Annotated in this window: 19 protein-coding genes; 6 read left to right on the top strand and 13 right to left on the bottom strand. The window is 73.6% G+C overall.

The features are described 5' to 3' along the window. Positions 1-66 precede the first annotated feature (66 nt). Positions 67-1,557, top strand: a complete 1,491-nt coding sequence (locus AC29IT_RS21170; RefSeq protein ID WP_488219982.1) for a potassium/proton antiporter — start codon at positions 67-69, stop codon at positions 1,555-1,557. 103 nt (positions 1,558-1,660) lie between these two features. Next, the gene (locus AC29IT_RS21175; RefSeq protein WP_358437611.1) at positions 1,661-2,218 is read left to right on the top strand and encodes a sugar O-acetyltransferase; all 558 of its coding nucleotides are present in this window, start codon (positions 1,661-1,663) and stop codon (positions 2,216-2,218) included. Positions 2,219-2,278: 60 nt separating this feature from the next. On the opposite strand, the gene gatB is transcribed toward AC29IT_RS21175, so the two are convergent. The 4 genes from gatB to gatC are packed head-to-tail and all read right to left on the bottom strand — an operon-like array spanning position 2,279 to position 5,812. Then, on the bottom strand, positions 2,279-3,784 hold the full coding sequence (gene gatB, locus AC29IT_RS21180; protein WP_488219903.1) for an Asp-tRNA(Asn)/Glu-tRNA(Gln) amidotransferase subunit GatB: 1,506 nt from the start codon (positions 3,782-3,784) through the stop codon (positions 2,279-2,281). Further along, complete coding sequence (locus AC29IT_RS21185; RefSeq protein WP_358437607.1) at positions 3,781-3,978, bottom strand: hypothetical protein; 198 nt, start codon at positions 3,976-3,978, stop codon at positions 3,781-3,783. Before AC29IT_RS21185 ends, gatB begins: the two co-directional genes overlap by 4 nt. After that, positions 3,978-5,513 (bottom strand): Asp-tRNA(Asn)/Glu-tRNA(Gln) amidotransferase subunit GatA, encoded by a 1,536-nt coding sequence (gene gatA, locus AC29IT_RS21190; RefSeq protein ID WP_358437604.1) that lies wholly within the window; start codon positions 5,511-5,513, stop codon positions 3,978-3,980. The genes AC29IT_RS21185 and gatA overlap by 1 nt, the downstream gene beginning before the upstream one ends. Beyond that, the gene (gene gatC, locus AC29IT_RS21195) at positions 5,513-5,812 is read right to left on the bottom strand and encodes an Asp-tRNA(Asn)/Glu-tRNA(Gln) amidotransferase subunit GatC (protein WP_224956462.1); all 300 of its coding nucleotides are present in this window, start codon (positions 5,810-5,812) and stop codon (positions 5,513-5,515) included. The genes gatA and gatC overlap by 1 nt, the downstream gene beginning before the upstream one ends. 391 nt (positions 5,813-6,203) lie before the next feature. Here gatC and AC29IT_RS21200 point away from each other — a divergent pair, with 391 nt between their 5' ends. After that, complete coding sequence (locus AC29IT_RS21200; RefSeq protein ID WP_488219983.1) at positions 6,204-6,857, top strand: ACT domain-containing protein; 654 nt, start codon at positions 6,204-6,206, stop codon at positions 6,855-6,857. A 247-nt stretch (positions 6,858-7,104) separates the two neighbouring features. Here AC29IT_RS21200 and ligA read toward each other — a convergent pair whose 3' ends face one another. From ligA to AC29IT_RS21220, 4 genes are all read right to left on the bottom strand, one after another. Then, entirely contained in the window at positions 7,105-9,231 is a 2,127-nt protein-coding gene (gene ligA / locus AC29IT_RS21205) for an NAD-dependent DNA ligase LigA (protein ID WP_488219984.1), read from the bottom strand. A 236-nt stretch (positions 9,232-9,467) separates the two neighbouring features. Further along, positions 9,468-10,148 (bottom strand): hypothetical protein, encoded by a 681-nt coding sequence (locus tag AC29IT_RS21210; protein WP_358437601.1) that lies wholly within the window; start codon positions 10,146-10,148, stop codon positions 9,468-9,470. Positions 10,149-10,483: 335 nt separating this feature from the next. Then, positions 10,484-11,548, bottom strand: coding sequence for a DUF6461 domain-containing protein (locus AC29IT_RS21215; RefSeq protein ID WP_488219904.1), 1,065 nt, complete (start codon positions 11,546-11,548; stop codon positions 10,484-10,486). Between the two features lie 87 nt (positions 11,549-11,635). Beyond that, positions 11,636-12,667: a methionine synthase gene (locus AC29IT_RS21220; RefSeq protein WP_488219905.1), complete on the bottom strand. Its 1,032-nt coding sequence runs from the start codon at positions 12,665-12,667 to the stop codon at positions 11,636-11,638. A gap of 128 nt (positions 12,668-12,795) precedes the next feature. Between AC29IT_RS21220 and AC29IT_RS21225 the strand changes: the two genes are divergently transcribed. Next, positions 12,796-13,764: an ABC transporter substrate-binding protein gene (locus AC29IT_RS21225; RefSeq protein ID WP_488219906.1), complete on the top strand. Its 969-nt coding sequence runs from the start codon at positions 12,796-12,798 to the stop codon at positions 13,762-13,764. A 170-nt stretch (positions 13,765-13,934) separates the two neighbouring features. Here the strand turns inward: AC29IT_RS21225 and mnmA are convergent, their stop codons facing one another. From mnmA to AC29IT_RS21240, 3 genes are read right to left on the bottom strand one after another with little or no spacing between them, the layout of a single operon-like run. After that, entirely contained in the window at positions 13,935-15,023 is a 1,089-nt protein-coding gene (mnmA, locus tag AC29IT_RS21230; RefSeq protein ID WP_488219907.1) for a tRNA 2-thiouridine(34) synthase MnmA, read from the bottom strand. Between the two features lie 4 nt (positions 15,024-15,027). After that, complete coding sequence (locus AC29IT_RS21235; protein ID WP_488219908.1) at positions 15,028-16,260, bottom strand: cysteine desulfurase family protein; 1,233 nt, start codon at positions 16,258-16,260, stop codon at positions 15,028-15,030. Positions 16,261-16,315: 55 nt separating this feature from the next. Continuing rightward, entirely contained in the window at positions 16,316-17,713 is a 1,398-nt protein-coding gene (locus tag AC29IT_RS21240) for an MFS transporter (protein ID WP_488219909.1), read from the bottom strand. A 140-nt stretch (positions 17,714-17,853) separates the two neighbouring features. Here AC29IT_RS21240 and AC29IT_RS21245 point away from each other — a divergent pair, with 140 nt between their 5' ends. Both AC29IT_RS21245 and AC29IT_RS21250 read left to right on the top strand, forming a co-directional pair. Continuing rightward, complete coding sequence (locus AC29IT_RS21245) at positions 17,854-18,483, top strand: SRPBCC family protein (RefSeq protein ID WP_488219910.1); 630 nt, start codon at positions 17,854-17,856, stop codon at positions 18,481-18,483. Then, entirely contained in the window at positions 18,480-19,313 is an 834-nt protein-coding gene (locus tag AC29IT_RS21250; protein WP_488219911.1) for a class I SAM-dependent methyltransferase, read from the top strand. The genes AC29IT_RS21245 and AC29IT_RS21250 overlap by 4 nt, the downstream gene beginning before the upstream one ends. A gap of 240 nt (positions 19,314-19,553) precedes the next feature. Here AC29IT_RS21250 and AC29IT_RS21255 read toward each other — a convergent pair whose 3' ends face one another. Together AC29IT_RS21255 and AC29IT_RS21260 are read right to left on the bottom strand one after the other, a co-directional pair. Continuing rightward, positions 19,554-20,396 carry a lysophospholipid acyltransferase family protein gene (locus tag AC29IT_RS21255; protein WP_488219912.1) on the bottom strand — a complete coding sequence of 281 codons (843 nt, stop codon included), beginning with the start codon at positions 20,394-20,396 and terminating at the stop codon, positions 19,554-19,556. Next, positions 20,393-21,172 carry a GNAT family N-acetyltransferase gene (locus tag AC29IT_RS21260; protein ID WP_358437573.1) on the bottom strand — a complete coding sequence of 260 codons (780 nt, stop codon included), beginning with the start codon at positions 21,170-21,172 and terminating at the stop codon, positions 20,393-20,395. The genes AC29IT_RS21255 and AC29IT_RS21260 overlap by 4 nt, the downstream gene beginning before the upstream one ends. Between the last annotated feature and the right edge of the window lie 136 nt (positions 21,173-21,308).

Raw genomic sequence — 21,308 nt, forward strand, 5'->3', positions numbered from 1 at the left:
CCACTCAGGACGCGCCCCGGGCCGGTACCGGCGGCGCGCCGGTGGCGGAACGGAACAGCGATGACCTTGGAGCAGCTGTACACGGCGCTGCTGGCGGGTGGGATCGTGCTGCTGGCGGCGATCCTCGCCACCCGCGCGGCGGCGCGCTTCGGGCTGCCCGCGCTGCTGCTGTTCCTCGCGCTGGGCCTGGTCATCGGCGAGGACGGGCTCGGACTGCACTTCGACGACGCGCAGCTCGCGCAGGACCTGGGTACCGCCGCGCTCGCCGTCATCCTCGTCGAAGGCGGCCTCACCACCCGCTGGTCGGACGTGAAACCGCTGCTGGCGCCCAGCGGACTGCTCGCCACCGCCGGGGTCGCGGTCAGCGTCGCGGTCACCGCCGCGGGCGCGCACCTGCTCGTCGGACTCCCCTGGCAGGCCTCGCTGCTGCTCGGCGCGGTGGTGTCCTCCACCGACGCGGCCGCGGTGTTCTCGGTGCTGCGCACCCTGCCGGTGCCGCGCCGCGTCGCCGGGATGCTGGAGGCCGAGTCCGGGTTCAACGACGCGCCCACCGTGATCCTGGTGCTGCTGTTCAGCACCGTGCCGATGGAGTTCCACCCGCTGGAGGTCGCCGGCGACGTGGTCTACGAGCTGGGCGCGGGCGCCGTGATCGGCCTGCTCATCGGCCGGGCCGGCGCGTGGGTGCTGCACCGGGTGGCGCTGCCCGCGTCCGGGCTGTACCCGGTGGCGATGTTCGGGCTCGGCATCGTCGCGTTCGCCGCCTCCGGCGCGGTGGACGCCTCCGGGTTCCTCGCCGCGTTCCTGTGTGGGCTGGTGCTGGCGAACTCGGGGCTGCCGCACCGCGCCTCGGTGCGCTCGTTCGCCGAAGGGATCGGGTGGCTCGCGCAGATCGGGCTGTTCGTGCTGCTGGGCCTGCTGGTCACCCCGCACGAGCTGCTGCCGGAGCTGCTGCCCGCGCTGGTGGTGGGGCTGGTGCTGCTGCTGGTGGCGCGGCCGCTCTCGGTGCTGGTGTCGCTGCTGCCGTTCCGGGTGCCGCTGCGGGAGCAGGCGTTCGTGTCCTGGGCGGGGCTGCGCGGCGCGGTGCCGATCGTGCTGGCCACCTTCCCGGTGGTGGCGGGCGTGCCCGGCAGCGACCGGGTGCTGAACGTGGTGTTCGTGCTGGTCGCCGTGTTCACCCTGGTGCAGGGCCCCGGGCTGCTGGGGCTGGCCCGCGCGCTGGGCCTGGTGCGGGCCGACGCGGCCCGGGAGATCCAGGTGGAGGTGGCGCCGCTGGACGTGCTCGACGCGGAGCTGCTGACCGTGTCGGTGCCGCCCGGATCGCAACTGCACTACGTGATGCTGCGGGAGCTGCGGCTGCCCGACCCCAGCGCCATCACCCTGATCATCCGGGCGGGCGCCTCCTTCGTCCCGGACCCCGGCACCCGGCTGCGCACCGGCGACGACCTGCTGATCATGACCACCGCGGGGGCGCGCACCGCCACCGAGCACCGGTTGCGCGCGGTGAGCCGCCGCGGCCGGCTGGCCCACTGGTTCGGTGAGGACGGCGCCCCGGACTGACGTCCCCGCCACCGGACGCCGCGGGCGGGAGCGGCCGGTGGTCCGATCGTCCTCGGCCGGGCGCCCGCGCGAACCCCGGCCGCGCGGGCCGGACAATGGCGGGATGGGTGAGCACAAGGAGCGGATGCTGCGCGGGGAGCCGTACCAGGACGGCGATCCGGAACTCCTCGCCGAGCGCAGGCGCTGCCAGGAGCTGCTGGACGAGTTCAACGCGACGCGGGCCGGCGAGGAGCAGCGGCGGCAGGAGGTCCTCGGCCGGTTGCTGGGGCGGCTGGGCACCGGATCGTGGATCATGCCGCGCTTCCAGTGCGACTACGGGTACCTGATCAGCATCGGGGACAACAGCTTCCTCAACTACGACGCGATCCTGCTGGACTGCGCGCCGATCAGCATCGGGGACGACGTGTCCATCGGGCCGCGCGCCCAGCTGCTCACCGCGCTGCACCCGATGACGGACCACCGGGCGCGGCGGGAGCGGTGGGAGACGGCGGCGCCGATCGGCATCGGCAACAACGCGTGGCTGGGCGGTGGCGTGATCGTCTGCCCGGGCGTGACGATCGGCGATGACGCGGTGATCGGCGCGGGCAGCGTCGTCACCCGGGACGTCCCGGACCGGGTCTTCGCGGCGGGCAACCCCTGCCGCGTGATCCGCGCGCTCTAGCCGGAAAGCGAACGGGCCGCCCGTCCCGGAGGACGAGCGGCCCGCTGCGGCAGGACGGTGCTACTGCCCGCAGGCGGCGAGGATGAGCTCGCGGACCCGCTTGGCGTCGGCCTTGCCGCCGGTGGCCTTCATGACGGCGCCGACGACGGCGCCCGCGGCCTGCACCTTGCCGCCGCGGATCTTGTCCGCCACGTCGGGCTGCGCGGCCAGGGCCTCGTCGATCGCGGCCTGCAGCGCGGAGTCGTCGGACACGACCTCCAGGCCCTGCGCGGCGACGACCTCGTCGGGTTCGCCCTGCCCGTCGAGCACGCCGTCGACGACCTGGCGGGCCAGCTTGTTCGTCAGCTTGCCCTCGGCGACCAGCGCGATGACCCGCGCCAGCTGCGCCGGCGTGATGGCCAGCTCGGTGAGCTCGGCGCCGCGGGTGTTGGCCTGCTGCGACAGGTAGGCCACCCACCAGGAGCGCGCCTCGGCGGGCGGTGCCCCGGCGTCCACGGTGGCCGCGACGAGGTCGAGCGCCCCGGCGTTGACCAGGTCGCGCAGCTCCTCGTCGGAGAGCTTCCACTCGTCCTGGATGCGCTTGCGGCGCTCCCAAGGCAGCTCGGGAAGCGTCGTCGACAGCTCCTCGACCCACTCGCGGGACGGCGCGATCGGAGTCAGGTCCGGCTCCGGGAAGTACCGGTAGTCCTCGGAGGTCTCCTTCTTGCGCCCCGCCGAGGTCGTCGCGGTCGACTCGTCGAAGTGCCGGGTCTCCTGGCGGATCTCGCCGCCGGAGGTCAGCACCGCGGCGTGCCTGCGCATCTCGTAGCGCACGGCGCGCTCCACGCTGCGCAGCGAGTTGACGTTCTTCGTCTCGGTGCGGGTGCCGAACTCGGTGGTGCCCTTTGGCATCAGCGAGACGTTCGCGTCGCAGCGCAGCGAACCCTGGTCCATCCGCACGTCGGAGACGTCCAGCGAGCGCAGCAGGTCGCGCAGCGCGGCCACGTAGGCCCGCGCCACCTCGGGCGCGCGCTCCCCGGCGCCGACGATCGGCTTGGTGACGATCTCCACCAGCGGCACGCCCGCGCGGTTGTAGTCCAGCAGCGAGTGCTCGGCGCCGTGGATGCGACCGGTGGACCCGCCGACGTGCAGCGACTTGCCGGTGTCCTCTTCCATGTGCGCCCGCTCGATGTCGACGCGGAAGGTCTCGCCGTCGTCGAGCACCACGTCGAGGTGACCGTCGAAGACGATCGGCTCGTCGTACTGCGAGGTCTGGAAGTTCTTCGGCTGGTCCGGGTAGAAGTAGTTCTTCCGCGCGAACCGGCACCACTCGGCGACCTGGCAGTTCAGCGCCAGCCCGATGCGGATCGCCGATTCCACCGCCTTGCCGTTGACGACGGGCAGCGCGCCCGGCAGGCCCAGGCACACCGGGCACACCTGCGTGTTCGGCTCGGCGCCGAAGACGTTGGCGCAGCCGCAGAACATCTTGGTGGCCGTGGACAGCTCCACGTGCACCTCGAGGCCTAGGACCGGGTCGAACCGCTCCAGGACCTCGTCGTAGTCCATGATCTCGGCGACCGCGGTCACTTGCCGTCCTCCCCCTGGCGCAGGGTGCGGACGGCGAGCGCGGTGCCGGTGATCAGGCCGAGCGCGGTGATGATCGAGTCGGCCATCGCGAGCCGGTCGCCGTTCGCCTTGGCCTCGCGGAGGCTCGCGCGCAGGCCGTAGGCCGCGGAGAGCACGGATGCGAGCTGGAACGCCGCCTTCAGTTTCTGGTTCATCACGCCACCTCCAGGGCGGGGACACGGTCGAGCAGCGGGCCGCCCTGAGCGGCGTCGCGGGCGGTCTCGTAGGCCGCGCCGACCCGGTAGAGCCGGTCGTCGGCCAGCGCCGGGGCCATGATCTGCAGCCCCACCGGCAGACCGTCCTCATCGGACAGTCCACTGGGGAGGCTCATGGCCGCGTTGCCCGCCAGGTTCGACGGGATGGTGCACAGGTCGGCCAGGTACATCGCCAGCGGGTCGTCGGTGCGCTCGCCGATCGGGAACGCCGTGGTGGGCGTCGTCGGCGACACCAGCACGTCGACCTGCTCGAAGGCGGCGGCGAAGTCGCGGGTGATCAGCGTCCGCACCTTCTGCGCCTGCCCGTAGTAGGCGTCGTAGTAGCCGGAGGACAGCGCGTAGGTGCCGAGCATGATGCGCCGCTTCACCTCGGGCCCGAACCCGGCTTCGCGGGTCAGCGACATGACCTCTTCGGCGCTGCGGCCGCCGTCGTCGCCGACGCGCAGGCCGTAGCGCATCGCGTCGAACCGGGCGAGGTTCGAGGAGCACTCGCTGGGCGCGATCAGGTAGTAGGCGCCCATCGCGTACTCGAAGTGCGGGCAGGAGACCTCGACGACCTCGGCACCCAGCTTCGCGAGCTGGTCGACGGCGGCGCGGAACGAGCGCTCCACGCCGGGCTGGTAGCCGTCCCCGGCGAATTCGCGGACCACGCCGACCTTCACCCCGGCCAGGTCACCGGCGGCGCCTTCGCGGGCGGCGGCCACGACCTGCGGCACCGGCGAGCTGATCGAGGTGGAGTCCATCGGGTCGTGCCCGGCGATCACCTCGTGCAGCAGCGCCGCGTCCAGCACGGTGCGCGCGCACGGCCCCGGCTGGTCCAGCGAGGACGAGAACGCGACGAGGCCGTAGCGGGACACCCCGCCGTAGGTGGGCTTCACGCCGACGGTGCCGGTGACCGCGCCGGGCTGGCGGATGGAGCCGCCGGTGTCGGTGCCGATGGCCAGCGGGGCCTCGAACGCGGCGAGCGCCGCGGCGGAGCCGCCGCCGGAGCCGCCCGGGATGCGCTCCGGGTCCCACGGGTTGCGGGTGGGGCCGTACGCGGAGTTCTCGGTGGAGGAGCCCATCGCGAACTCGTCCATGTTGGTCTTGCCGAGGACGACGACGCCCGCTTCGCGCAGCCGCCGGGTCACCGTCGCGTCGTACGGCGGCGTCCAGCCCTCCAGCATCTTGGAGCCGCAGGTGGTGGGCATGTCGCGGGTGGCGAACACGTCCTTGAGCGCCAGCGGCACGCCCGCCAGCGGCGAGGCCGCCTTGCCCGCGGCGCGGTCCTCGTCGGCCTGCCGGGCGGCGGCGAGCGCGCCGTCCGCGTCGACGTGCAGGAACGAGTGCACCACGCCGTCCACGGCGGCGATGCGGTCCAGGTGGGCCTGGGTGGCCTCCACCGAGGTGACCTCGCCCGCGGCGAGGCGGTCGGCGAGGTCGGCGGCGGACAGGCCGGTCAGGGCCGGGTCACCTCCGGTCGCGGTCGTCGTCATCACGCCTCCTCACTCAGGATCCGCGGAACGCGGAACCGGTTCTCCTCGGCCGCGGGCGCGCCGTCCAGCGCCGCCTCGCGCGGCAGGCTGGGCCGCACCACGTCGTCGCGGAACACGTTCGTCACCGGCACGGCGTGGGAGGTCGGCGGAATGTCCTCCGCCGCGACCTCACCGACCCTCGCGACCGATTCCAGGATGACGTCGAGCTGCCCGGCGAACGTGTCGAGCTCCTGTTCGGTGACCGCCAGCCTGGCGAGGCCGGCGAGGTGCGCGACCTCGTCGCGGGAGATCTTGGACACTACGAAGGCTCCCTGGTCATGTCCGGTATCACGGTTGCACCTCAGTCTATGGCGGAGCTCGTGCCTGCCCGTCCAGGGGGCGATCGGACGCGCCGGGCACCCGCTCGCTCCCCGCGATCGGGCGACCGCGCCGGGTACCGGCCGCCTCCCGCATCGTGGACGTCGCCGCGCACATCGTGGACAGCGGGCGCGGGGCCGGGGACCTGGGCGGGAACCTCGCGAATGCCGTGCTCGTTCCACTACACGAACGCCGGTCGCACCGATAGGGTGCGGTGTCTGCCACAATTTGCCCCGCCCGCCGGGCGCACGGTGGCCTCCGCGTGCGGCCGTGTGCGGTGCGGGGAGCGCGGACGGCGAGGTTCCGCGCGCGAAGCTGGAGGCGTTGAGTCCGGTGTCCTTCCTGATCCGGGTGCAGATACCGGACCGTCCGGGTGTGCTGGGGGCGGTCGCATCCGCACTCGGCGAGATCGGCGCCGACATCCTCAGCGTCGACGTGGTGGAGCGCGGCGGGGACGTGGCGATCGACGACATGGTCGTCGAACTGCCGTCGGGCCGCCTCCCGGACATCCTGATCACCGCCGCGGAGTCGGTGGACGGCGTGGAGGTCGACGCGGTCCGCCCGTACGCGGGCGTGCTGGACACCCACCGCGAGCTGGAGCTCGTGGAGGACATCGCCGCGGAGCCGGGCAACGGGCTGCAGATCTTCGCCGAAGGCGTCCCGAAGATCATCCGGTCGGGCTGGGCCATCGTGTTCGGCCACCACTCGGGCGGCGCCGAGCAGCTGGCCGCGAGCTCGTCGGCCCCGCAGGAGGGCTACCTCGAACTGCCGTGGTTACCGCTGCCGCGGGCCACGATCCTGGACGGCGACGAGCTGTGGGTGCCGGAGACGTGGCAGGAGCTGGGCACCGAGCTGGCGGCGACGCCGATCGGCAAGCCGGACCGCGTCCTGCTCGCCGGCCGCCCCGGCGGCCCCATGTTCCGCGCCGCCGAGGTCGCCAGGCTCGCCCACCTCGCCGGCATCGTCTCGGTGGTCCTCGACGGCTGACCAGCTCGCTCGCCGCCAACGGCGAACGAGCCGAACAACCGGCACCGCCGAAGCCTTTCGCTCTTCTCCTATCAGCGGCGAAGCCGCTGAGCAGCGACCACCAGAGCAAAAGGACCACCCGCGGGTTCTCAGCGCTTTCCTCGCGAGGACAGCGATTTCCCTCGTGGCGGAGCCACTTGGGAAATCGATCCCGCAGCGAGGAAAGCGCTGAGGTTCCGCCACCCGCCCCTATCGCAGGGCGATCCGATCACTCAACCTCGAGCGCCGCGGAAGATGCTGCTTCTGGGCCTTGTTCCAGGAGCACCCGGAATCCGGTCTCGTCCAGCACCGGCACCTTCAGCTGCACGGCCTTGTCGTACTTGGAGCCGGGCGAGTCGCCGACGACGACGAACGCGGTCTTCTTCGACACGGATCCGGCGGCGCGGCCGCCGCGGGCCATGATGAACTCCTTGGCCTCGTCCCGGGAGTAGGTCTCGAGCGATCCGGTGACCACGATGGACAGGCCGGTGAGGGTGCGCGGCACGCTCTCGTCCTGCTCGTCGGCCATCCGGACGCCCGCGGCGCGCCACTTGCGGACGACTTCGCGGTGCCAGTCCACCTCGAACCACTCGCGGACGGCGGTGGCGATGGTGGGGCCGACGCCGTCGACGGCGGCGATCTCCTCCTCGGCGGCGTCGTCGATGCGTTCGAGCGAGCCGAACTCGCGGGCCAGGGCCTGGGCGGCGGTGGGGCCGACGTGCCGGATGGAGAGCGCCACGAGCACCCGCCACAGCGGTTTCTCCTTGGCGGCGGCGAGGTTCTTGAGGAGCTTGGCGCCGTTCGCCGACAGCTCGCCCTTCTGGGTGCGGAACAGCTCGGTGCGCAGCAGCTCGTCCTCGCCGAGGTCGAACACGTCGCCTTCGTCGACGAGCACGCCGGAGGACAGCAGGGCGACGGCGGATTCGTAGCCCATGGCTTCGATGTCGAAGGCGCCGCGCCCGGCGAGGTGGAACAGCCGTTCCCGCAGCTGCGCGGGGCAGGACCGGGAGTTGGGGCACCGGATGTCGACGTCGCCTTCCTTCTGCCGGTGCAGGGTGGCGCCGCATTCAGGGCATTCGGCGGGCATCACGAACTCGCGTTCGCGGCCGTCGCGGACGTCGACGACGGGACCGAGCACTTCGGGGATGACGTCGCCCGCCTTGCGGATGACGACGCGGTCGCCGATGAGCACGCCCTTGCGCCGCACTTCGTCGGAGTTGTGCAGGGTGGCCATGGAGACGGTGGAGCCCGCGACCTTGACGGGTTCCATCTCGGCGTAGGGGGTGACGCGGCCGGTGCGGCCGACGTTGACCTTGATGTCGCGCAGCGTCGTGGTGGCCTGTTCCGGCGGGTACTTGTAGGCGATGGACCAGCGCGGGGCGCGGGAGGTGGTGCCGAGGCGGCGTTGCAGCGACACCTCGTCGACCTTGATGACGACGCCGTCGATCTCGTGCTCGGCGGTGTCCCGGTTCTCGCCCCAGTACCGGACGTGCTCCACAATCTCGTCCACAGTGGACAGCACGCGGGTGTGCCGGGACACCGGCAGGCCCCAGGCCTTCAGCGCGGCGTAGGACTCGGACTGCCTGCCCGGTTCGAAGCCCTCCCGCTTGCCGAGGCCGTGGCAGATCAGCCGCAGCGGGCGGCGGCGGGTGACGCGCGGGTCCTTCTGCCGCAGCGACCCGGCGGCCGCGTTGCGCGGGTTCGCGAACGGGGACTTGCCCGCATCGACCAGCGCCGCGTTCAGCTCGGCGAACTCCTCGACGCGGAAGAACACCTCGCCGCGCACCTCCACCAGCGCGGGCACCGGGTACTCGTCGGTGCCGTGCAGCTCGGTGGGCACGTCGCCCATGGTGCGCACGTTGAGCGTCACGTCCTCGCCGGTGCGGCCGTCGCCGCGGGTGAGCGCGCGCGCCAGCTTCCCGTCCCGGTACAGCAGGTTGATCGCCAGCCCGTCGATCTTCAGCTCGCACAGGTAGTGCACGTCGGTGCCGACCTCGCGCTCCACCCGGTCCACCCAGGCCCGCAGCTCCTCGGTGTCGAAGGCGTTGTCCAGGCTGAGCATCCGCTCCAGGTGGTCCACGGCGGTGAACTCGGTGGAGAAGGTGCCGCCGACGGTCTGCGTCGGCGAGTCGGGGGTGCGCAGCGCGGGGTGCTCGGCTTCGAGCCGCTGCAGTGCCGTGAACCGCTCGTCGAACTCGGAGTCGGCGATGGTGGGCGAGTCGAGCACGTAGTACCGGAACTGGTGACCGCGGACCTCCTCGGCCAGCGCCGCGTAGTGCTCCCGCACGTCGGCGGGCACGTCCTCCACGCCCTCCGCCTCGTCGACGGCGGGGTCGGCGACCGGGTCGGCGGGCAGGTCCGCATCCGGGTTCGCGGCGGTTCCGCCCTGCTCAGGCCCGGTCGGGTCGGTCGTGGGGCCGGTCTTCTCGCCGGAAGCGCTACCGGCGCGGTCCTTGCTGGTCACGCACTGAGCCTAACCAGCGGCCCCGACACCTCGCGCGGATCACCCGGCAGCGCGGCGCGCCCGGGCGGTGCGATCACCGCGGGCCACCGGCGGGCGTCCCGGACCACCGTTCCGGGCGAGGGGCGGGGTCACTCCGCGTCGTCCGGCGCGGCGGCGGCCAGGCCGCGCACCAGCTCGCGGAACTCCAGCAGGCCCACCGCGCCCTGCGGTTCCCGCTCGGCGGTCTCCACCCTGCCGAGCCGGTCCGCGGCGAGCCGCTCGCCGAGCGCCGCGTCCAGCGGCAGGAACGTCAGCGCCGAGCGGGCCGCGGGCTCCAGCTCGGCGAAACCCGGGTGGTGGACGGCCACGTCCACCAGTCCTCCGGCCTCGTCGACCTGGGCGAACACCCGCACCTCGGCCAACCGGTAGCGCTCGCCCGCCAGGTTCACCGTGACCTGCGTCGGGTCCGGCACCGGGGGCACCGCGTCGTGGTACTCGAACAGCAGGTCGCCCCGGGGCGCGGCGGCCAGCCAGGCATCGGTGTAGGGCCGCACCCGCGGATCGCCCTGGCCGCTGACGACGAGCGCGTACGAGGTGCGCTCGCCCTGCTCCACCGAGAACGCCAGGTCGGGGTGCAGCGCGGTGACGGCCGCGGCGAGCTCCTCGTCCAGCTGCTGCGGGTTCCCCTCGCCGAGGGCCGCGGCGAGCTCGGGGAGCAGTTCGTCCCAGCGGCGCCAGAACTCCGCGGCCTTCGCCCGCGCATCGGCGGCCACGTCGTCGACCTCGTCGGGCGCGTCCTGGTCGGCGCGGCGGCGGAAGAACCTCAGCATCCCCCCATTGTGCCGCCCGGACCCCGGGCGCCGCGGGCGTTCCGGAAGATCCCCGTACCGCAACGGGAATTCGGGACCGCGCGGCGCCGGAGTCCCGACCGTCCCGGCGCCGCGGTCCGCCGATGCGCGGATCGGCGGCAACACCGGCTCAACGCCCGCGTCGACCTCGCAGCCGGAACGACCCGACAGCCGGATCGACTTCGTCGCCGGACCCGGATCGACCCGGAGCCGCATCAATCACGCAGCCCGATCGACCACGCAGCCCGATCGACCACGCAGCCGGAACGACCTCGCAGCCGGATGAACATCGCCGCCGGAACGACCCGGCGACCGGCTCACCCCAGCGCCGCGGTCACCAGGTCGGTCAGGTCGCGGCGTTCGATCCGCAACCGCCCCGCCTCGGCCAGCGCGCCGAGCAGCGCGGTCAGCGGATCGCGGTTCGTGGCCTGCCGCAGCACTTCCAGCGCCCGCACCCGCGCCCGGTCCACGCTCGTCACCGGCGCCCGGTGCAGCTCCCAGCGCCGCAGCCGCACCACCTCGCCGATCGCGGTGGCGTCCGGTTCCGCGCCGTTCTCCAGACCGCGCAGCGTCGCCGCCACCACCAGCTGGTCGTGGCCCGCGGTCAGGTCCAGCACGTGCCGCGCCACGCTCACCGCGGCCCGCCTGCACCGGGCGGGACCGGCGTTGCGCACCAGGTCGAGCAGTTCGGCGGAGTCGACCTCGAAGTCCTCGGCGGCGGGCCGGATGCCGATCTGGTCCAGCCCCACCTCGTCGAGCAGCGCCTCCGGGGAGCTCGGCAGGTCCAGCGGCCAGGCAGCGACCGGGTAGGTGGCGAAGTCGCCCTCGAACCACTCGGGCGTCAGCGGTTCCCCGGTGACCCGGGCGGCCAGCGCCAGCATCAGCTCGATCGTGTCGGCGCCGCGCTCCCCCGGTCCGCTGCCCGCCCACGGGAGCCCGGCGCGGACCTCCTCCAGGCTGTCCGGCCGGGTGCCCTGGCGGAACGCGGGCATCAGCGCTTCGAAGGAGGTGCGCACCTCGCCGTCCACGGCGTGGCTGAACTGGGTGAGCCCGTTGACGTTCCAGAACGCCGAGACCACCTCGGTGCCGCGGCTGGCGCGGCGCAGCACTTCCGGTCTGCTGCCCTGGAATCCGCCGTCCTCGGCGACCAGCGTCCAGTCCCCGGCGCTGCGCAGCCCGATCACCGGATACCGGTCCTGGTGCGCGAAGGCCTCTTCGCAGTACTCGTCGAAGTCCAGCGGGCGCCGATGCTCGGTGATGGCGCCGAACCGGCCCGCGATCGCGTCGAGACCGGTGCCGCGCACGAAGGTCAGGCACGCGGCGTCCTGGACGGTGCTGCGGTGCACCCATCCGAACCGCTCGACTTCCCCGGTGTTCGACACGTCTGGTTTCTTACCATCGCTCGGACATTCAGGTGACGTGAACGGCATGAACGATCTTGCCCATCAGGAGGATTCTCCGCGCCACCGCTAGCGTTCCGCCGCTTCGGCGAACACCTCGTTGACCTGTCGCGCCACCGCGGGCGCCCGCCGAGCCCACTCGGGCGAGGCGCCGGCCAGCCCGCAGGACGGGCTCACCGCGGCGCGTTCCAGCAGCGCCTTCGGCGCGAAACCGAGGCGGGCGGCCAGTTCCAGCCCGGGCCGGGCCAGGTCCCGCGGATCCGGGCGGTGCTCCGGGTCGGTGCCGGGGACGAGGCCGAGCAGCAGCCGGGTGCCCTCCTCCCACGCTTCGCCGAGCTCGTCGGCGAACGCCCCGGTGACCGAGCCGAGCCCGGTCGCGTCCAGCGCGATCGTCCCGGCGCCCGCGCCGCGCAGCAGCCGCACCGGCGGCCGGGGCGCGCAGCAGTGCACGATCACCGGCTGCCCGGTGGCGGCGGCGAGACCGTCGATCAGGTCCGCGAGCAGCCGCTGCGCCTCCGGGCCGGGCACCGCGGGCACCTGGCCGTAGCCGGACGGGGTGGGCAGGTTCCCGGCGAGCACCGCGGGCAACGACGGTTCGTCCAGCTGCACCACGACGGGTGCGCCGGTGCGGGCGGCGACCTGCGCGGCGTGCACCCGGAGTCCTTCCCCGAGGGATTCGGCGAAGTCCCGCAGCGCGCCGGGATCGGTGAGCACCCGGTGCCCGCGCTCCAGCTCGATGCCCGCCGCCAGCGTCCACGGGCCCGCGGCCTGCACCTTCACCGCGCGCGGCGCACCGGCTTCGGCGACGGCCTGCTCGACGGCGTCCAGGTCCCAGCGCAGCAGGTCCAGCGCCCGCCGGTGGTCCCGCCCGGGTCGGCCCGCGACGCGGTAGCCGGAGGGCACCACCTCGACGGCCAGGTCGACGAGCAGCCCGGCGGTGCGGCCGAGGATGTCGGCGCCGACTCCGCGCGCGGGCAGTTCCGGGAACGGCATCAGGTCCGGGAGCTCGCCCAGCACCGTCCGGGCGGCTTCCAGCGGATCGGTTCCCGGCATCGAGCCGATGGCGGTCGCGATCCCGGGGTTCCACGCTGCGTCACTCACGACCCCATTATCGGCGGCGCCCACGGGCGGACCGGCAGGCGGGATGCGCACGCTAGGTTAGGCTAACCATGCTTACCGCCCTTCGGTGTCACCCGCTCGGGCGCGCCGGTTCTGCGAAGGAGTACTCCATGCCGCTGTCGTCCGGGACGTCCGCACTCTCGCGCCGCGGATTGCTGCAAGCCGCGGGGGCGCTCGCCGTGCTGGGCGCCGCGGGGTGCGCGGGAGGCGGCGGTGCCGCCCAGCCCGAAGGGGCGACCCGCAGCGTCGACTCGCACCTCGGCCCGGTGACCATCCCGGCCGACCCGCAGCGCGTCGTGTGCCTCGACCAGTACGCCACCATCGCGCTGCTGGACGTGGGCATCCGGCCCGCCGCCACCGTCGACGGCCTGGACGACTGGATGCCGCAGCAGCACAAGGCGGCCTACGACCAGCTGCCCCGCGTCGGCGGCTACCAGCCGGAGATGGAACGGGTGATCTCCATGCACCCCGACCTGATCATCGGCAACAGCGCGTTCACCCTCACCGGCGGCAGCACCTACGAGCAGCTGTCCGGCATCGCGCCGACCGTCATCCTCACCTCCCGGGTGTCCGGCGAGTGGCAGGAGATGGCGTTGCAGGCCGCGAACATCGTGAACCGGCCGGAGCCGATGAACCGGCTGCGCGACGACTACCTCGCGCGGGCGAAGAAGATCCGCGAGACGTACGCGGACGCGCTGGGCCGCACCCGGTTCAACCTGGTGGCCTCGTTCAGCTCGGGCAGCTGGAACCTGTGCCTGCCGGATTCGTGGAGCGGCGTGGTGCTGGCCGAGGCGGGCGGCCGGTTCGGCTCCGCCGCCGAAGGCAAGACCGGCAGCGCCGTGGAGCACTCGTACGAGCAGCTGGGCGTGCTCAACGACACCGATGTGCTGCTGTACCAGGTGAACCCGGACGGCTCCGCGGAACCGGCGATGGAGGCGCTGCTCGGGCAGGGCGCGTTCCAGAACCTGCCCGCCGTTCGCGAGCGGCGCGGCATCCCGTTCCACAACCTGTACGTCTTCGGCTACTCCCAGGCCGTCGCGGCGCTGGACGAGCTCGAAGCGATCCTCAAGACCCGCTGACCTCGAGGTGAATGGCCCACCCGCCCACGAGGACGGGGCGAATGGGCCATTCACCTGAGGTGGTCGTCTCCGTACCTGCCCGGCGGGTCATGTCGGTTTCCCGTCAGCGAGGAAGCCGCTGAGGTTCCGCCACCTGACCACTACGCGGCGGAAGCAGCGAGAACAGGCGATCAGCGGGTCGCCGAGATGAGGCCGCTGCCCAGGACGAGGTCGCCATCGGGCTCCGGGCGGTAGAGGACGATCGCCTGCCCGGGGGCGACGCCGCGCAGCGGTTCGGTGAGCTCCACGCGCAGGCCGCCGTCCGCGACCTCGGCGACCGCGCCCGCGGTGCCGCCGTGCGCGCGCACCTGCACCACGCACTCCGTGGACCCGTCGAGCTCCCGCTCCGACGGCCAGATCGGGCGCTTCGCGTCGATCCCGGTCACCCCGAGGTGATCGGCCGAACCGACCTTCACGGTGCCCGACACGGGTTCCAGCGACAGCACGTAGCGCGGCTTCCCGTCCGGCGCGGGCGCCTCGATGCCGAGGCCCTTGCGCTGCCCGACGGTGAACCCGTGCACCCCGGTGTGCCTGCCCAGTACCGCGCCCGTCTCGGCGTCCACCAGCTCGCCGGGGGCCTGGCCCAGCTTCGACTCCAGGAACGACCGGGTGTCGCCGTCCGGGATGAAGCAGATGTCGTGGCTGTCCGGCTTCTGCGCGACGGCCAGGTCGCGGAGTTCGGCCTCGGCCCGCACCTCGGACTTCAGCGAGCCGCCCAGCGGGAACATCGAGTGCCGCAGCTGCTCGGCCGTCAGCGAGGCCAGCACGTAGGACTGGTCCTTGCCCTCGTCGCGGCTGCGCCGCAGCTCCGGCACGCCGTCCTGCACGACGAGCCGGGCGTAGTGCCCGGTGCACACCGCGTCGAAGCCGAGCGCCATCGCCTTCTCCAGCAACGCCTCGAACTTGATCTTCTCGTTGCAGGTGAGGCACGGGTTCGGGGTCCGCCCGGCGGCATACTCGCCGACGAAGGTCTCGATGACCTCCTCGGTGAACCGCTCGGCGAAGTCCCACACGTAGAACGGGATGCCGAGGATGTCGGCGGCGCGGCGCGCGTCCCGCGAGTCCTCGATGGTGCAGCAGCCGCGGGCGCCGGTGCGCAGCGTGCCGGGTTTCGCCGACAGCGCCAGGTGCACGCCGGTCACGTCGTGCCCGGCCTCCACCGCGCGGGCCGCGGCGACCGCGGAGTCCACCCCGCCGCTCATCGCAGCAAGTACTCGCACTGCCTCACACCTCCGTCGTGGCGGTCGTCTTCGCCGCCGCCCGGCGCAACCCGGTCAGCCCGGCGTTGCGCGCTCGTTCCACCACCGGCCCGATGGCCTCGGTCAGCGCCCGCACGTCGGCGCCGGTGGAGTCGTGTCCCAGGGAGAACCGCAGCGAGCTGCGCGCCGCCCGCGGTTCGGCCCCCATCGCCAGCAGCACGTGGCTCGGTTCGGCGACGCCCGCGGTGCAGGCGGAACCGGTGGAGCACTCGATGCCGTGCGCGTCCAGCAGCATCAGCAGGCTGTCGCCCTCGCAGCCGGGGAAGGTCAGGTGCGCGTTGCCGGGCAACCGCGCGGGCACCGGGCCCGCCACCGACAGGTCCGGGTCGCCGTTGAGCACCACGTCCGGCACCGCGGCGCGCACCCCGGCGAGGAGTTCGTCGCGCAGCGCGGCGACCGCGGGCACGTGCGCGGCGCGCTGCTCGACGGCCTCGCGGGTCGCGGCGGCCAGGCCGATCACCCCGGGCACGTCCAGCGTCCCGGAGCGCACCTCCCGCTCCTGGCCACCGCCGTGCTGCAGCGGGGTGCAGGGCACGTCGCGCGCCAGCAGCAGCACGCCCGCGCCGTAGGGGCCGCCGACCTTGTGCCCGGTCATGGTGAGCGCGGCCGCGCCGGAAGCGGCGAAGTCGACCGGCACGGTGTCCACGGCCTGCACCGCATCGGTGTGCAGCGGCACCCCGAAGCGGGCGGCGATCGCGGCGAGCTCGGGGATCGGGTTCACGGTGCCGACCTCGTTGTTCGCCCACATCACGGTGGCCAGCGCGACGCGGTCGGGGTCGGCGCGCAGCGCCTCCTCGAACGCCTCCGGGCGCACCCGGCCGTGCTCGTCGACGGGCAGCCAGGTGACGTCGGCGCCTTCGTGCTCGGCGAGCCACTCCACGGTGTCCAGCACCGCGTGGTGCTCCACCGCGGACGCCAGCACCCGGTTGCGCGCCGGGTCCTGGCCGCGGCGGGCCCAGAAGATGCCCTTCACCGCGAGGTTGTCGCTCTCGGTGCCGCCGCCGGTGAACAGCACCTCGGAGGGCCGGGCGCCGAGCGCGGTCGCGATGGTCTCGCGGGACTCCTCCACGGCGCGGCGGGCCCGGCGGCCCGAGGTGTGCAGGGACGAGGCGTTGCCCAGCCGGGCCAACGCCTCGCTCATCGCCGTGACCGCTTCCGCCCGCATGGGCGTGGTGGCGGCGTGGTCGAGGTAAGTCATCGCCCTACCAGGGTAATGCAGGCTCGTCGACCGACTCGCCGTGCCAGGGGCTCGGTCACGCCCGACCGGCGCGGAACACGCGGACGGCGCCGAGCGCGGCGATCACCGCCAGCCCCAGGTCCAGCGGCACCACCCCCGCGGTGGCCGCTCCCGGCACGGCCAGCGCGGCCACCAGCACGCCGCCGAGCCCCACCAGCAGCGCCTGCCCGAGCATGTCCGAGATCTGCAGCGCCGAGGAGTGGAACCCGCGCTGCTCCGGCGCCGACAGCCCCAGCACCCGCACCGAGGTGCTCGCCACGCCGAGCCCCATCCCGACCCCGCCGAGCGACCACAGCACGAACACCGGCCACGCCGCACCGCCCGCCGGGGCGATCAGCACCAACCCCGCCACCGCGATCGCCACCAGCACCAGACCCGCTCCCACCAGGTACTCCCGGCGCGCACCGGCCCGGCGGCTCTGCCACAGCGCCCCGACCGACCAGCCGAGCGAACCGACGGTCAACGGGACGCCCGCCGCCGTCGGCGAGAACCCGTGCACCACCGACAAGGTCAACGGCACGAACGCCTGCGCGGTGAAGAACACCCCGGCGAGCAGCCCCCGCGCGAGCACCATCACCGGGATGCCCGGCCGCCCGGTCCCGGTACCGCTCGGCAGCAGCACCCGCAGCGACGGCACCAGCACCAGCAGCCCTGCCAGGCCCGCCACCAGCACCGGCCACCGCACTCCCCCGGCCGAACCGGACAGGTCCTGCGCCGCCCAGTTCAACCCGACGGTCCCGGCCGCGGCCCCCACCGCCGCCAGCGGCAGCCCCGGCACCGGCGCGGCCTCCGGTTCGCCCTCGGAACCGATCCGCCGCACCGTCGGCACCAGCAGCAGCGCCCCGAGCACCATCAGCGGCGCCAGCCCGAGGAACACCCACCGCCAGCCCACGTGCTCGGTCAACGCCCCCGCCACCACCGGCCCGAGCAGCGCGGGCACCACCCACGCCGCGGACAGCGCGCCGAACGCGGCGGGCCGGTCCCGCTCCGGGTAGACGCGGGCGATCAGCACGTACAGCGCGACGATCTGCGCCCCCGCGCCGAGCCCCTGCAGCGCGCGGGCGACCAGCAGCACCGCCATCCCCGGCGCGAACCCGGCGATGACCAGGCCCGCCGCGAACGTCGGCATCGCCACCAGCAGCGGCACCGCCGGGCCGCGCCGGTCGCACACCCGGCCCGCGACGACGGTGCCGATGGCGCTGGCGGCCATGAAGATCGTGAACGGCCACGAGTACCACTGCTCGGCGCCCCACTCGCGCACGATCGTCGGCAGCGCGGTCCCGATGCCCATCGCCTCGAACGCGGCGAGCGTGATGACGAGGACGAGCCCGGCGGTGAAGTTCCGCCGCTGCGGGCTCCACAGCGCGCTGGTCGGCGGACGGGCGGACTCGGTGGCTTCGTCGTCGATCGTCACCCGGTGAGCCTGCAACCTGCACCCCGGTCGAAGTCCAGCCGGGTCCACCGTTCGGCGGTGCGCCCCGCGCGCCGGGCCGGACGCCCGCGGTCGCTCCTAGGCTGGTCCCGGAGCGAGCCGCCACCACGGAGGAGCAGGTCATGGTCGATGCCCAGCAGCAGTTGGACTCGGTGCGGCGCACCGTCGGCACCCGCGAACTCGCGACCGGACCAGCGCGGGTCGCGGTGCTCGCCGAACGGCTGGACGCGCCGCTCGACGAGGTCTGGGACGCGGTGACGAACGCCGACCGGATCCCGCGCTGGTTCCTGCCGATCAGCGGCGACCTGCGACTCGGCGGCCACTACCAGCTGGAAGGGCACGCGGGCGGCACCGTGCAGCGCTGCGACCCGCCGCACTCCTTCGCCGCGACCTGGGAGTTCGGCGGCGAGGTGAGCTGGATCGAGGTGCGGTTGCGCGCCGCCGACGGCGGCACCGAACTGGAGCTGGAGCACGTGGCGCACGTGTCCGCGGAACGCTGGGCGCAGTACGGGCCCGGCGCGGTCGGCCTCGGCTGGGACTCGATGCTGCTCGGCCTCGCCTCCCACCTGGCGCCCGAAGGCGGGATCACCCCGGAGGAAGGCCCGCAGTGGCTCGCGTCCGAGGAAGGCCTGCGGTTCCTGCGCGCCGGCTCCGAAGCCTGGTACGCGGCGAGCGTCGCCGCGGGCACCCCCGAACCGGAAGCGCGCGCCGCCGCCGACCGCACCCTCGCCGCCTACACCGGCGAGGAATGAGCGAACCTCGGCGCACCGGCACCACCCGGGCCGCCCGCGACGGCAGGAAGAGGACGATGGAGAAGTACGGCGACACCCTGTTCACCCTGGACGCCGACGAAGAGGCGCGGCTCGACCTGCTGTGCCGGATCTTCGACCCCGAGACCACCCGCCTGCTCGCCGAACTCGGCACCCGGCCCGACGCCCGCTGCCTGGAGATCGGCGCCGGCTCCGGATCGATCGCCCGCTGGTGGTGCGAGCACCTCCCCGACGGAGAAGTGGTCGCCACCGACGTGGAGACCTCGCTGCTCGAACGCCACCAGCGCCCCGGCCTCACCGTGCTGCGCCACGACGTGGTCCGCGACGCGTTCCCGCCGGAGTCGTTCGACGTGATCCACGCCCGGCTGGTGCTGTCCCACCTCCGCGAACGCGACGAGGTGCTGCGCCGGATGCGGGACTGGCTGCGGCCCGGCGGCGTGGTGCTGGTCGAATCGTTCGGCTGGTTCCCGCTGGAGGGCTCGCCGAACCCGGTGTACCGCCGGGTGCTGCAGCAGTGGAGCGACCTGCTGCAGGAGGTCGTGGGCACCGACAGCGGCTGGTCCCGGCGCCAGCCCGGATCGCTGCTCGAACTCGGCTACCGGGACGTCGGGGCGCGCACCGGCACCTGGCACCTGCGCGGCGGCACCGAGCTCGCCGAGTTCTGGCGGCGCGGCGTGGCGATGTCCGCGCGGCGGCTGCTCGCCGACGGGCGGGTGGCGGAGGACGAACTGGCGGAATTCGACCGAATGCTGCGGAATCCGGGGTTCTGGGACCTAGCCCCCGCCTTCGTCCAAGCCTTCGGCCACCGCTGAGGAATTCCCCTGGGGGCTTTCCTTCGGGGGCGGGTGGCGGAACCTCAGCGCTTTCCTCGCTGCGGGATCGTTTTCACCGGTGGCTCCGCCACAGGCGAAAACGCTGTCCTCGCGAGGAAAGCGCTGAGAACCCGCTGCGGTGCCGGTTGCATGCGTGGTCGGCGGCTCAGCGGCTTCGCCGCTGACAGGAGAAGGACACTGCTCGCGGTGCTCGGTTCGAGGTCGCTTCTTCGTCGGTGGTCAGGCTGCTGTCGGGAGTGGGGGGTGGGGCTGGTTCGCGGGGTGGTGGTCCGCTGCGGAGGTGGCTCGGGTGACGGCGTGCTGGGCGCGGCGGGCCAGGTCCGCTCTGGGGCCGGGCGGGAGCTCCGGCAGCACGTCGAACTCCACCACCAGGTCCCGCGCCCGCGCCACCGCCAGCACCGACTCCAGCAGCGTCGCCGCCCCGACGAACGCGGCCACCGTCGTCGGCTCCCCGGCCCTGGTGCGGAACCGCAGCGCCACCGGCCGCACCGGCACGCCCGCGTCCAGCGCGGCCTGGAACACCGCGGGCCGGTAGCGCCCGGCGGCCCGCCCGCACCACGTGGTGCCCTCCGGGAAGGCGCCGACGACCGCACCGCCGCGCAGCGCGCCCGCGATCGCCCCGACCGCCGCGGGCAGCGCCGAGAGCCGCTCCCGGTCGATGTAGAGGGTGCCGACGCGCGTCGCCAGCGGCCCCACCACCGGCCAGTCCCGCAGCTCGGTCTTCGCCAGCAGCCGCATCGGCCGCACCGCCATCAGCGCCACCACGTCCAGCCAGGACACGTGGTCGGTGACGACCAGGCAGCCCGCGCCGCCGATCTCGCCGCGCACCACGAACCGCACGCCGAACGCGCGCAGCAGCGCCCGGAACCAGGCCCGCACCAGCGCGGTGCGCAGCGGTCCGCGCAGCAGCGCGAACACCACCCCGAGCACGATCCCCAGCAGCACGAGCACGACCGCTCGGGACAGCCGCAGCACCACCAGGTGGGTGCCCGCCCGCGGAGCGCCCGGCCCCGGCAGGCACCCGGGCCCGCACGGGGACTCCGGGAACCACGGGTGCGTCATGCCGCCGCGCCCAGGAAGAACCGCAGGTACCGCTGGTCGATCTCGGTGAAGTTGAGCAGCACGAAGAAGTCCGCGACCCCGAACTCCGGGTCGTGCGCGGGCGGCCCGCACACCCAGGCCCCGAGCCGCAGGTAGCCCTTCAGCAGCGGCGGCATCGGCCCGCGGTGGGTGCGCGGCACCCCGTCCGGGTCCCACGGCAGGTAGGGCCGCACCTGCAGCTCGGCCGGCGAGGCGTGCTTCGCGGACACGGTGTCCCACACCTTCGCCGCGAGCGGCCCGCCGTCGTCCAGCGGCACCGAGGCGCACCCGGCGAGCCAGGTGTGGCCGGACAGCAGCATGTAGCGGGCGATCCCCGCCCACACCAGGCTCACCACCGCGCCGGAGCGGTGGTCGCGGTGCACGCAGGACCGGCCGGTCTCGACCAGGGCCGGGCGCAGCGAGGTGAGCGAGCCCAGGTCGAACTCGCCCTCGGAGTACAGCTTCCCGGCGGCGTGCGCGCGTTCCGGCGGGAGCATCCGGTAGGTCCCGACGACCGCCCCGGAGCGGTCGTCGCGGACGATCAGGTGATCGCAGAAGTCGTCGAACGGATCGGTCTCCACGCCGGGCAGGTCGGCGTGCACGGTGGCGCCCATCTCCTCGGCGAACACCTGGTAGCGCAGGCGTTGGGCGGCCCGCACCTCCTCGGTGTCCCTGGCGACGAGCAGCGAGTAGTGGGCGCCGTCGGTGGCGGGCGATCCTGCGGGCGCGGTGCTGGCAAGCAGCTGCGACTCGGACATGCCTGCAGGTGTATCGCCGCGCGCAGGAAGTGCAGTAGATCGGACGAGGGCACGCAGCAGGAACTTTCGGTGAATGCGCGGTACTCGATCGATGCGGTGCGGCTCGCGGGCCGCGGCGAGGCGGGAAGTAGGTTGG

The sequence above is a fragment of the Saccharopolyspora sp. MMCC62 genome (genome assembly GCF_057736575.1).